This window comes from Actinoallomurus iriomotensis (assembly GCF_030269445.1).
In the GTDB taxonomy this organism is placed as follows: Bacteria; Actinomycetota; Actinomycetes; order Streptosporangiales; family Streptosporangiaceae; genus Actinoallomurus; species Actinoallomurus iriomotensis.
The window spans coordinates 1-11442 of record NZ_BSTJ01000017.1 but is presented as its reverse complement, the minus strand read 5'-3'; the positions used below and the strand labels follow the sequence as shown (position 1 = coordinate 11442).

The following is an 11442-nucleotide window of genomic DNA, read 5'->3' as shown; positions in this document are numbered from 1 at the left end:
CTGCCGACAGGGGCGTACCGACCGAAAGCTATTCGACTTCGGCGATCAGCTCTACCTCGACCGGGGCGTTCCGCGGCAGCACCGCGACGCCGACCGCGCTGCGGGCGTGCCGGCCCGCGTCGCCGAACACCTCGCCGAGCAGGTCGCTCGCCCCGTTGATCACCTGCGGCTGGCCGTAGAAGTCCGGCGCGCTGGCCACGAACCCGACGACCTTGACGATGCGGCGTACGCGCGACAGCTCGCCCACCTCGGCACGTACGGCGGCGATGGCGTTGAGGGCACAGACCTTGGCCAGCTCGGCGGCGCGTTCGGGGTCCACCTCGGCGCCCACCTTGCCGGTGGCGATCAGCTCGCCCTTGACGATCGGAAGCTGCCCCGAGGTGAAGACGTGCGCGCCCGAACGCGCCGTCGGCACGTACGAGGCCAACGGCGCCACGACGTCGGGAAGCTCCAGGCCGAGCCCGGCGATGCGCTCCTCGGGCCTCATGGTCGCGCTCCCCTTCTCACTCGCTCCGGCGTACTCACGCCTTCTCCCGCTTCAGGTACGCGACGAGGTTCTCCGGGTTGGGGCCGGGGATCACGGTGACGAGCTCCCAGCCGTCGTCGCCCCAGTTGTCGAGAATCTGCTTGGTGGCGTGCACCAGCAGCGGCACGGTGGCGTATTCGTAGCGTGTCATGAGCGGCACTCTAACCGCCCCGGCGGCGTCACCTCGGCCGCAGGCCCAGCTCCGCGCCGAGGTGGTCCGGGTCATCTTTGGACCCGTTGCGGAACGTGCTGAACTCCAGCCCCGCCGGTGACTCACAGCCCAGCGCCCGCAGCGCCTCCACCGCCTGCGTGGCCAGCGGTCCGATGTCCGCCCACACCACCGGCTCGCCGAGCGTCCATTCGGCGAGCCCCGGGGTCTGCTGTCGCGGTCGCCAGCCGAGTTCCAACATCCGCCGCTCGCGTTCGGTCAGGTCGTCGTCGTCCGGCTCCGGCAGGTACGCCGACATCAGCTCGGGGTCGAGCGCGCTGGTCGCGATGGTGCCGTTGCCGAAGTGGGTCATGAACTGCACCGTCGTCCTGGGTTTCCCGGGCCCGCTGATGAGCACGGCGGCGTCGGTCGGCAGGGTCTGCAGCACCCAGTCCAGCCGCTGCCGCAGGTCCGCCCAGTCGGTGCACTCTCCGGCGGCGCCCCGCTCCGTGGGCCGCTCGTCAAGGTGCGAGAGCCGGTACGGCACGGCGAAGGGGCCGTCGTCGCCCCAGGCCCGGCACCGCACCCGGTCCTCCGGCACGGCGAGCACGTCGCGCAGCGCGGAGATGACGCTCTCCGCCCGGCCGGCGAGGAAGTCGCCCTCCTCCTCGTACCATCTCCAGCCGAGGTTCCAGGTCGGCATGATCGGCGAGGTGCCGCTGCTCCCCAGGTCCCATCCCAGCGCCTTGAGGCGCTCTTCCTGGTCGCCGGACAGGCCGCGGGCATCGAAGATCTCCGCGACGACGTAGCGGTCCATGAACCGGCTCAGCATGACGTACGCCCCGGTCGCCGGGTCACCCAGCCGGACGCGATCGCCGGGCTCGTAGCCGTCGCCGAGCCACCGGGTCACCTCCGGCGCGCCGTCCGCCGTGCTGTACGGCCCCGCGAGGATGTCCCAGAGCGACCCGCCGTGTTCCGCGGCAGGCGGGTTCAGGCCGGTCCCTCCACGTTCGGCGTCTGCGTGGACCGGTCCCTCGGCGCCTCGATCCCCTGGTGTCCCACGGGCGCGTCGGACTCGAGGCCCGGCACGGGCGGGACGTCCTTGACCGAGTCGATCGAGGAGGGTTCGGCGGCCCTGGCCAGGTCTTCCTCGGCCTTGGCCAGACGCTCGGCGAGGTCGGTGCGCGGCGTGCCCTCGCGGGGCGTCTGGTCACCGCCTGCGGCGCGGTCGAAGAACCGCAGCAGTTCGACCGGGAAGGGCATCACCAGGGTGCTGTTCTTCTCCGCCGCGACCTCGACGACGGTCTGCAGCAGGCGAAGCTGGAGCGACGCCGGGTCCTGGGCCATGACCTCGGCCGCGGCGGCGAGCCGTTTGGAGGCCTGGAACTCACCGTCGGCGGTGATGATGCGCGCCCGCCGCTCCCGCTCGGCCTCGGCCTGACGGGCCATCGAGCGCTTCATGCCCTCCGGCAGCGAGACGTCCTTGATCTCGACCCTCTGGACCTTGATCCCCCAGGGCGCCTCGGTGGCCTGATCCATGATCCGCTGCAGTTCGGCGTTGATCGTCTCGCGGTCGGACAGGAGTTGCTGCATGTCCGCCTGGCCGATCACCGACCGCAGGGAGGTCTGCGCCACCTGGGAGACCGCCCAGTTGTAGTTCTGCACGTTGACGATGGCCTTGACCGGATCGATCACCCGGAAATAGACCACCGCGTCGACGCGCACGCTCACGTTGTCCTGTGTGATCCCCTCCTGAGCGGGCACACCCATGGCGACCGTCTGCATATTGACCTTGGTCATCCGGTCGATCATGGGAAAGATCAAGGTCAGCCCGGGCGCGCGGAAGTGCGACTGCACCTGACCGAGGCGGAACACCACGCCACGCTCGACCTGCTGCACGACCTTGACGGACGAGATGACGATGAGCAATACGAAGAATGCGAGGACGCACAGGAGAATGATCGCCGCTTCAGCCACGAGGCTCACCTTTCTGACGGCCACTTCCCTCTATGTCCGACACTAGCCCGTCCCGTGGTAGGCGTGTCGGACGTCACTTGTACTCGCCGGGAGACGTCCCCGAACCGGACGATAACCTCGCAAGAGTGAGGGCGAGAGACACCGATTGGGACGGCGTGCGCCTGCACGTGGTCACCGGCAAGGGCGGCACCGGAAAGACGACGGTCGCCGCCTCACTCGCGCTGGCCCTGGCGGCCGAGGGTCGCAAGGTCCTGCTCATCGAGGTGGAGGGGCGGCAGGGCATCGCCCAGCTGTTCGACTGCCCACCGCTGCCGTACGAGGAGCGCAAGGTCGCGGTCGCGCCCGAGGGCGGCGATGTGTACGCCCTGGCGGTCGACCCCGAAGAGGCGATGCTCGAGTACCTCGAGATGTTCTACAACCTGCGCCGGGCCGGCAGGGCGCTCACCCGCCTCGGCCTGATCGACTTCGCCACGACGATCGCCCCCGGCCTGCGGGACGTCCTGCTCACCGGCAAGGCCAGCGAGGCCGTACGCCGCAAGGACAAAAAGGGCCATTTCATCTACGACGCGGTCGTGATGGACGCGCCGCCGACCGGCCGCATCAGCCGCTTCCTCAACGTCAACGCCGAGGTCGCCGGGCTCGCCAAGGTCGGACCGATCCGGCACCACGCCGACACCGTGATGAAGGTCATCCGCAGCCCCGAGACCGCGGTGCACTTCGTCACGCTCCTGGAGGAGATGCCCGTCCAGGAGACGGTCGACGGCATCGCCGACCTGCGCCAGATCGGCCTGCCCGTCGGCGGCCTGATGATCAACATGGTCCGGCCGCCGATGCTGCCCGAGGCCGACCTCGCGGCCGCGCTCACCGACGAACTGGACGTGGAGTCCATCCGCATGGGCGTCAAGGCGGCCGGCGTCGAGGACGACGCCGCCGAGATCGCCCAGGCTCTCGCCGCCGAGGCCGCCGACCACGCGCGGCGTACGACCTTGCAAGGACGCGAGATGGCCCGGCTCGCCGACACCGACGTACCGCAGTACGAACTGCCGCACCTCAGCGACGGCATGGATCTGGCCGGGCTGTACGAACTCGCCGACGAACTCAGAAGGCAGGGGGCGGCGTGAAGGTCCCTCCGGTGTTCGACATCGACACCCTCATCGACGATCCCGACACGAAGATCATCGTGTGCTGCGGGTCCGGCGGCGTGGGCAAGACCACGACCGCGGCGGCCGTCGGCGTACGCGCGGCCGAGCGCGGCCGGGACGTCGTCGTGCTGACCGTCGACCCGGCGCGGCGGCTCGCGCAGGCGCTCGGCCTGTCCGAGCTGGACAACACCCCGCGCGCGGTCGAAGGTGTCGAGGGCGACCTCTACGCGATGATGCTCGACATGAAGCGCACCTTCGACGAGATCGTCGAAGCGCACGCCGACCCCGAACGCGCCCAGCAGATCCTGGCCAACCCCTTCTACCAGTCGCTGTCCTCCAGCCTGTCCGGCACGCAGGAGTACATGGCGATGGAGAAGCTCGGCCAGCTGCACCGCTCCGGCGACTGGGACCTCATCGTCGTGGACACGCCGCCGTCGCGTTCGGCGCTGGACTTCCTCGACGCGCCCGAGCGCATGGGCCGGTTCCTCGACGGACGGCTCATCAAGCTGCTGATGGCGCCGGCCAAGGCCGGCGGGCGGTTCGGGATGAAGGTGGTGACCGCCGGGTTCGGCATGTTCACCAGCGTCATCACGAAGGTGCTCGGCGGTCAGCTGATCCGCGACATGCAGACGTTCGTACTGGCCTTCGACACGGTGTTCGGCGGCTTTCGCGAGCGGGCCGACCAGACGTACCGGCTGCTCCAGGCACCGGGCACGGCGTTCCTCGTCGTGGCCGCGCCCGAACCCGACGCGCTGCGTGAGGCGTCGTACTTCGTGGAGCGGCTCGCCGAGGAGCACATGCCGATGGCCGGTCTGGTGGTCAACCGCGTGCACCGCTCGGACGCCTCACACCTGTCGGCGGTGCGCAGCCAGGCGGCCGCCGAGACGCTGGAGGCGCGTGGCAGTCACCAGCTGACCGCGTCGCTGCTGCGGCTGCACGCCGAACGCATGCACATCACCGCACGGGAGTCGCGGCTGCGGGAGAGCTTCACCTCGTCGCATCCGAGCGTGCCGGTGGCGACCGTCGGCGCCATGGCCGAGGACGTGCACGACCTGGAGGGTCTGCGCGCCATCGGCAACGACCTCGCCGGCGAGGCCACCGAGCCCGCGGCATGACGATGGCCTGACCGCCCTCCATCGGCTGCCAGGCCAGGTGAGTATCAGCTCGCGACGAGCTCTTCTTCTGGGTCCTGAGACCGCTCGTACTGCTCCTTGGCGGTCTCGAGCAGCTCACGCCACGACGTAACGTCGGGACGCCGGCGCAGCAGCGCACGCCGCTCGCGCTCGGTCATGCCGCCCCACACACCGAACTCGATGCGGTTGTCGAGGGCGTCCGCGAGACACTCGGTACGCACTGGGCAGCCACGGCAGATCAGCTTCGCCCGGTTCTGAGCGGCGCCCTGCACGAACAACGCGTCGGGATCCGCGTTACGGCAGGCGGCGCGGGCGGTCCAATCAGTGATCCACATCTTGGCCCCACTCCCCTTGGTCGGTTGTCGTTGCGAGCCCAGGCCGGACGGGCGCGGACGTCAGGCCGCCATACGAAAGCCGTGGGGAAGAACTTACGGAACGACGGGAGGATTCAACAGTCCCCGATGGGCCCATTCTCGAAATAGCCCCTCCGGGCCATCCGACGGCAACGAACTAGTCATCCGTCTGCGGTGACCTGTGCCAAATGTGCGTCTCGTCCCGCGTAACCTATGGTGCGTGATGGGTGCGAGGGAAGATCAAGAGCGTGTGATCGTCAAGCTGCTGCGACTGCTCGGGGCGGCTGCCTTCGCGGGGGTACTGGTCGGTCTGCTGGCATTGCCGGGTGTGGGCAGTGTGGGGATGGCGGCGCGGGACGCGTCGGACAACTTCCAGAACATGCCGGATGACTTCAGCCTGTCGCCGCCGCCGGAGCGGAGCACGGTGTACTCCGCGGATGGTCAGGTCCTCGCGGTGTTCTATGAGCACAACCGTGAGTCGGTGAGCCTGAACCAGATCGCGCCCGTCATGCAGAAGGCCGTCGTCGCGATCGAGGACGACCGGTTCTACGACCACGGGCCGCTGGACTTCAAGGGATCCTTCCGCGCGCTGGTGACCAACGCGCAGGACGGCGGGATCAAGCAGGGCGGTTCGACCCTCACCCAGCAGTACGTCAAGAACCTCCTGGTCGAGAACGCCAAGGACGACAAGGAGGCCCAGGCGGCGAAAGCCCCCAACTTCGGGCGGAAACTCCGCGAGTTGCGGTACGCGGTCAACGTCGAGAAGCAGCTGACCAAGCAGCAGATCCTCGAGGGCTATCTCAACATCGCGTACTTCGGGTCGGGCGCGTACGGGGTGCAGGCGGCCTCGCAGTACTACTTCAGCAAGAACGCCTCACAGCTGACGTTGTCGGAGGCGGCGCTGCTCGCCGGTGTCACCAACAGCCCGTACTTCTATGACCCGGAGATCAACCAGAAGGGCGCCACCGACCGCCGCAACACGGTGCTGTACCGGATGGCGCAGCTGAAGATGATCACCAAGGCGCAGGCCGACGCCGCCGCGGCGACACCGATCACGCTGCACATCAAAAAGCCCAAGGCCGACTGCGTCGACAGCAAGGCCCCGTTCTTCTGCGAGTACGTCAAGGACGAGATCCTGGGCAACCCCGCGTTCGGCAAGACCGCCGCCGACCGCGAACGACTCCTCTACCGCGGCGGCCTCACCATCCGCACCACCCTCGACATGAAGGCACAAAAAGCCGCCCAAAGAGCACTGGCGCTACGACCGAACAAGACCAAGACCGCGACCGAGGCGATGGTCAAACCCGGCACCGGCGAGATCAAGGCCATGGTCGTCAGCAAGACCTACGGCGACAGCAGGAAGAAGGGCCAAACCACCCTCAACCTCGCCGCCGACTACGCCCACGGCGGCAACGGCGGCTACTCCGCCGGCTCCACCTTCAAGATCTTCACCCTCGCCGCCGCCCTCGACAAGGGCTACAGCGTCGGCACCACCCTCCCCGCACCCAACAGCACCACCGTCAGCGGCTACACCGACTGCAAGGGCAACCACTTCGAGCCCTGGACGCTCAGCAACGCCGAGACCTCCAAGCAGAAGTCGGCCAACCTCAACACCGGCACCTGGGAATCGATCAACACCTTCTACGCGTATCTCGAACAGCGCGTCGGGCTGTGCGAGGCGTCGAAGATGGCCGCCAGTTTCGGGATGAAGCAGGCGAACGGCCAGCCGCTGCAGCAGGTGCCCTCCCAGGTCCTCGGCACCAACAACATCGACGTCACCCACATGGCTGCCGCGTACGCCGGCTTCGCCGCCCGCGGCCAGTACTGCACGCCGATCGCCATCACGGACGTCACCGACTCCACCGGCAAGAAGATCAACGTCCCCAAGGCCAAGTGCGGCAAGGCGGTCGACACCAGCGTCGCCGACGAGGTCACCCGCATCCTGCAAGGCGTGATCACCAACGGCACCGGCCGCGGCTTGGGCATCGGCCGTCCCGCCGCGGGCAAGACCGGCACCTGCGAAGCCCACTCCTGCGCGCTGTTCGCGGGCTACACGCCGGACCTGTCCGCGGTCGTCTGGTTCGGCGACCCGGCCGCGCCGTTCGGCAACCCGAGCCCCGGCGTCTACGGCTCGAACGTCGGCCCGGTCTGGCGGGCCTCGATGGAGGGCGCGCTGCGCGGCACCAAGGCCTCGTCCTTCCACACCTCCGTCAACGACTTCAGCGACCTGGGCCAGGCACGCATCCCGAACGTCCGTGGCCTGTCGGTCCAGGAGGCGACCCACCAGATCGAGGCGGCCGGCTTCAGCGTGCAGGTCTCGCCGCGCGCCATCGACTCCGACCAGCGCAAGGGCACGGTTGCCTACACCTCGCCGAGCACCGGCGTGAAGGCCGACAAGGACACCTCGGTCGTCATCTTCGTCAGCAACGGCAACGGCCCACGTACCAAGCCGCACAAGGGAAAAAAGCGGGGCGGCGGCATCTGGCCGTTCAACTAGCGCCCGTCCGGCGTTCGAGGTTCGCGGCCATCCGGCTGAGCGTGCGGACGGTGGCGACGTAGTCCTGCTCGGTCAGCCCGTCGAGCACGGCGCGTCGCGTCTCGCCGACACGCTCGGCCACGGCGGCGTGGGCGGTCCGCCCGGGCGCGGTCAGCGCGTACCGGCCGTCGTCCTCGGTGACCCAGCCGCGTTCGGCCAGGTCGCCGAGGACGTCTTCGAGGGTGATCGCTCCTTCGCCCCAGAAGGGGCGCAGCGCGTCCCTGAGGCCGTCGGCGGTCAGCGGCGCGTCCCTGATGGCGTTCATCGCCTGCCAGTGGCGCCGGGACAGCGTGTGCCCGGCCAGTGCGCGGTCGAGGGTGGACTCCAGGAGCCCGTCGAGGTGCTTGAGCCAGTAGCCGATCGGCCGATCCGTGGGTTCCATGCCCGCAGTTATATATAGTTTGACAACTACATGTCTACTGACATCTATCGAGGGGACATCGATGCCGGTTGAACCCGTTGAGGTGGTCGAGCGGGCCATGGTCCGCCTCCGCCGGCGGATGACGCGGCGGACTCTCGCCGGCGAGGCCCAGGTCAACGACGCGACCTTCGGCGTGCTCGACGCCGTCGAGGCCGCCGAACACGCGGGCGCCCCGATCGGCGTCTCCGAGGTCGCGACCGCGCTGAGCGTCGACCAGCCCCGCGCCAGCAAGCTGGTCGCCGCCGCCGTGGCGGCCGGCCTCATCCGCAGAGAGGCCGACCAAGCCGACGGCCGGCGTACGCTCCTCGCCCGTACGGAGGCGGGCCGTGACCTGTCCGCACAGGTTCACGACCACCGCCGTACGAAGTTCGCGGCGGCGATGGCCGACTGGTCACCGGCCGACCGCGCCGACTTCGCCCGCCTGCTGACGCGCTTCACCGACGCGTTCGGGTGAGTCACTCCGCGAGCTGGCGCTTGACCTCACCGGACACGCGACGGCCGTCGGCCCGTCCCGCGACCTTCGGCGTGACGACCTTCATCACCTGACCCATCGCCCGCGGTCCGGCCGCGCCGGTCTCGGCGATCGCGTCGGCGACGAGCGCGGTCAGCTCCTCGTCGGACAGCTGCGCGGGCAGGTACTCCTCGAGCACGACGCCCTCGGCACGCTCGGCCTCCGCCTGCTCCGTACGGCCCGCCCCGTCGAACGCCTCAGCCGCCTCACGGCGCTTCTTGGCCTCGCGCTGCAGCACCTTGACGACCTCGTCGTCGGACAGCTCACGCGCCTGCTTGCCCGACACCTCCTCGTTGGTGAGCGCCGTCAACGCCATACGGAGCGTACGGGTGCGAACCTCGTCACGCGCCTTCATCGCGACCGACAGGTCGGCCTGGAGCTTCTCCTTCAACATGGTCAACATCTAACCGTGCCGTCGCGGGCCTGCGCTTTCCAATAATTCGGCGTGGCACGTCTGGCACGATGGGTGTGTGCTCAAGAGATACGCCGTCCCCCTCGGGGCTCTGGGTCTTGGTGTCGCCGGCATCGGCTACGCGTCCGTCATCGAACGCAACTGGTTCCGCCTGCGGCGCTTCGACGTACCCGTGCTCGCCCCCGGCCAGCGGCCTGTCAAGATCCTGCACATCTCGGACACGCACCTGACCCCGGGCCGCCGCCGCCTCATCAACTGGGTCGCCGCGCTGGACTCCCTGGAGCCGGACCTCGTCGTCAACACGGGAGACTCGATCTCCCATCCGGACGCCATCGGCCCGTTCCTGTCGCTGCTGGGACCGCTGCTCGACCGCCCCGGCGTGTTCGTGTACGGATCGAACGACATGTACTCCCCGGTGCCGAAGAACCCGGCGCGCTACCTGTGGCGTACGAGCCGTGCCGACTACGCCAAACGCCGTACCGTGCCCGACCTGCCGTACGAGGAGCTGGGCGCCGCCCTGACCGCGGCCGGCTGGCTGGACCTCAACAACCACACGGGCAGCCTCAAGGTCGGCGACGTCGAGGTGGAGTTCGGCGGCATCAACGACTCCCACATCGGCAAGGACCGCTACGACGAGATCGCCGGCCCGGTGTCCCGCGGCGCGCTGAGCATCGGCGTCATGCACTCCCCGGAGCCCCGCAACCTCGACCGCTTCGCCGCGGACGGCTACCAGCTGCTGCTGGCGGGCCACACCCACGGCGGACAGCTGTGCGTCCCGTTCTACGGTGCCCTGGTGACGAACTGCGGCATCGACCGCCCACGCGTCAAGGGCCTGCACCGCCACGCGAGCGCCTGGCTCCACGTGTCGGCCGGCCTGGGCACGTCACCGTACGCCCCGGTCCGCTTCTGCTGCCCCCCGGAGGCGTCGTTGCTGACATTGGTCCCGGCATGATCAGGGCGCGACGGCGCGGGCAGGGGTGAACGTCCGCTAGAGTAGTTCCGGCGCAGGCGTTGAACGACGATCTGTGGCCACCGGGGTGTAGCGCAGCTTGGTAGCGCGCTTCGTTCGGGACGAAGAGGTCGTGGGTTCAAATCCCGCCACCCCGACGCAGGTCAGAGGCCTTGTACCACTGCGGTACAGGGCCTCTTCGGGTGCTTGGCCGCCTATCGACATGGGGGCTCGCGCCTCACCGCTTTATCTTGAGGGCGAGTCTTCAAATCGCGTGACCAACTGCTGAACGAACGCCCGATACAGGTACTCCAGCGCCCCATCGTTGGTCTCATACTCGGCGAGGTCGCGTTCGATCACTTGCTGGGCCTCCTCGCGTCGCCCCCGCAGGAACAGGAACGCGACGTGATGAAACGGGCTGTAGCTAACGTTCGCCACCAGACGAAAGTCCCTCAGCGCGATCTCGAAGCGCTCATCATCGGCGAGGTCACGCGCGAACGGCATCCCGTACGCCTCGACCAACGTCCGCAGCCGCTCGGCCGCCGGCGTCGCGTCCTCAACGGTCTCGACCTCAAGCTCCAAGAACGAGTTCGCCGGAGTCAGGTACCCGATCGACCTGCGGACCGTACAGCCGATTCCACGGGAGCGGTCCACCAGCCACTCGTCCAGCAGACGTTCGAGCGGGTCACATCGCACGCCCATGACCGGGTTGACCCAGAGCGGATGACGCTTCGTCGAGGTGTTCAGGCCGAGCCACGCCAGATAGCCGTTGCCCAGGTCGTAGGTAAAGATATCGCCGGCCCGCTTGCGCCAACCCGCCGCCTTCATCTGGTCGCGGGCCGCCGCGCTGAACGCGGCGATCAAATCGCGCATCACGGGCGACACAGTACGCCGCCGCGTAAGTGAGGAAGGACTCCGGATACGCGAGAGCGGATGGGACCCCTGCGGCGCTGATGCCGAGTCGGTGCAACCCCTGGAGCCACCAGCGGCGTATCGGAGCATCCCACGGCTGCGCCAGAAGGACCGGACCGCCTAAGAGGCCGCCCATCCCTGCGCTCCACCACGAACGTCCACGATCCTCGGTGCAGTGCTCGGCGCTGGTCGCAGGGTGCGCACGCAGGTCGCGGGAGGCTTGGGATTCCTTCGGGACGAAGAGGTCGTGGGTTCAAATCCCGCCACCCCGACCGGCTCAGAGCCCCCTTCCGATCCTTCGGTTCTAGGGGTCGTCGCAACACCGGTTGATCAACTGGTTGGTGTCAGGAGTTTAGTGAGGCGCTCGGCTGGGGTTTCCCAGCCGAGCGTTTTGCGTGGTCTGGAGTTGAGTTCGGCGGCGA

General features: G+C 68.6%; 13 protein-coding genes and 1 tRNA gene. 6 read left to right on the top strand and 8 right to left on the bottom strand.

Going from position 1 to position 11442, the window contains the following annotated elements; genetic code table 11:
• Positions 1 to 28: 28 nt before the first annotated feature.
• From QSK37_RS45995 to QSK37_RS45980, 4 genes are all read right to left on the bottom strand, one after another.
• Entirely contained in the window at positions 29 to 487 is a 459-nt protein-coding gene (locus QSK37_RS45995; protein ID WP_285634773.1) for a RidA family protein, read from the bottom strand.
• A gap of 34 nt (positions 488 to 521) precedes the next feature.
• Positions 522 to 677, bottom strand: coding sequence for a Sp36 family protein (sp36, locus tag QSK37_RS45990; protein WP_285584477.1), 156 nt, complete (start codon positions 675 to 677; stop codon positions 522 to 524).
• A gap of 28 nt (positions 678 to 705) precedes the next feature.
• Positions 706 to 1584 (bottom strand): TY-Chap domain-containing protein, encoded by an 879-nt coding sequence (locus QSK37_RS45985; RefSeq protein ID WP_285634770.1) that lies wholly within the window; start codon positions 1582 to 1584, stop codon positions 706 to 708.
• An 80-nt stretch (positions 1585 to 1664) separates the two neighbouring features.
• Positions 1665 to 2651, bottom strand: coding sequence for a slipin family protein (locus tag QSK37_RS45980; protein ID WP_285634767.1), 987 nt, complete (start codon positions 2649 to 2651; stop codon positions 1665 to 1667).
• A gap of 125 nt (positions 2652 to 2776) precedes the next feature.
• Between QSK37_RS45980 and bagA the strand changes: the two genes are divergently transcribed.
• Entirely contained in the window at positions 2777 to 3772 is a 996-nt protein-coding gene (bagA, locus tag QSK37_RS45975; protein WP_285634765.1) for an ATPase BagA, read from the top strand.
• Entirely contained in the window at positions 3769 to 4908 is a 1140-nt protein-coding gene (gene bagB, locus QSK37_RS45970) for an ATPase BagB (protein WP_285634762.1), read from the top strand. The genes bagA and bagB overlap by 4 nt, the downstream gene beginning before the upstream one ends.
• A gap of 44 nt (positions 4909 to 4952) precedes the next feature.
• Here bagB and QSK37_RS45965 read toward each other — a convergent pair whose 3' ends face one another.
• Positions 4953 to 5261 (bottom strand): WhiB family transcriptional regulator, encoded by a 309-nt coding sequence (locus QSK37_RS45965; protein WP_285584468.1) that lies wholly within the window; start codon positions 5259 to 5261, stop codon positions 4953 to 4955.
• A gap of 268 nt (positions 5262 to 5529) precedes the next feature.
• Between QSK37_RS45965 and QSK37_RS45960 the strand changes: the two genes are divergently transcribed.
• A complete protein-coding gene (locus tag QSK37_RS45960; RefSeq protein ID WP_285634758.1) occupies positions 5530 to 7776 on the top strand; it encodes a penicillin-binding protein in 2247 nt (748 codons plus the stop codon).
• On the opposite strand, the gene QSK37_RS45955 is transcribed toward QSK37_RS45960, so the two are convergent.
• A complete protein-coding gene (locus QSK37_RS45955) occupies positions 7769 to 8197 on the bottom strand; it encodes a MarR family winged helix-turn-helix transcriptional regulator (protein WP_285634755.1) in 429 nt (142 codons plus the stop codon). The genes QSK37_RS45960 and QSK37_RS45955 overlap by 8 nt on opposite strands.
• A 61-nt stretch (positions 8198 to 8258) precedes the next feature.
• Between QSK37_RS45955 and QSK37_RS45950 the strand changes: the two genes are divergently transcribed.
• The gene (locus QSK37_RS45950) at positions 8259 to 8690 is read left to right on the top strand and encodes a MarR family winged helix-turn-helix transcriptional regulator (protein WP_285634752.1); all 432 of its coding nucleotides are present in this window, start codon (positions 8259 to 8261) and stop codon (positions 8688 to 8690) included.
• A gap of 1 nt (position 8691) precedes the next feature.
• On the opposite strand, the gene QSK37_RS45945 is transcribed toward QSK37_RS45950, so the two are convergent.
• The gene (locus QSK37_RS45945; protein WP_432705667.1) at positions 8692 to 9150 is read right to left on the bottom strand and encodes a GatB/YqeY domain-containing protein; all 459 of its coding nucleotides are present in this window, start codon (positions 9148 to 9150) and stop codon (positions 8692 to 8694) included.
• A 67-nt stretch (positions 9151 to 9217) separates the two neighbouring features.
• On the opposite strand from QSK37_RS45945, the gene QSK37_RS45940 reads away from it, so the two are divergent.
• Together QSK37_RS45940 and QSK37_RS45935 are read left to right on the top strand one after the other, a co-directional pair.
• On the top strand, positions 9218 to 10111 hold the full coding sequence (locus QSK37_RS45940; protein ID WP_285634749.1) for a metallophosphoesterase: 894 nt from the start codon (positions 9218 to 9220) through the stop codon (positions 10109 to 10111).
• Positions 10112 to 10192: 81 nt separating this feature from the next.
• Positions 10193 to 10266: transfer RNA gene (locus QSK37_RS45935), tRNA-Pro, on the top strand.
• 88 nt (positions 10267 to 10354) lie between these two features.
• On the opposite strand, the gene QSK37_RS45930 is transcribed toward QSK37_RS45935, so the two are convergent.
• Positions 10355 to 10984 (bottom strand): hypothetical protein, encoded by a 630-nt coding sequence (locus QSK37_RS45930; protein WP_285634746.1) that lies wholly within the window; start codon positions 10982 to 10984, stop codon positions 10355 to 10357.
• Positions 10985 to 11442: the final 458 nt, after the last annotated feature.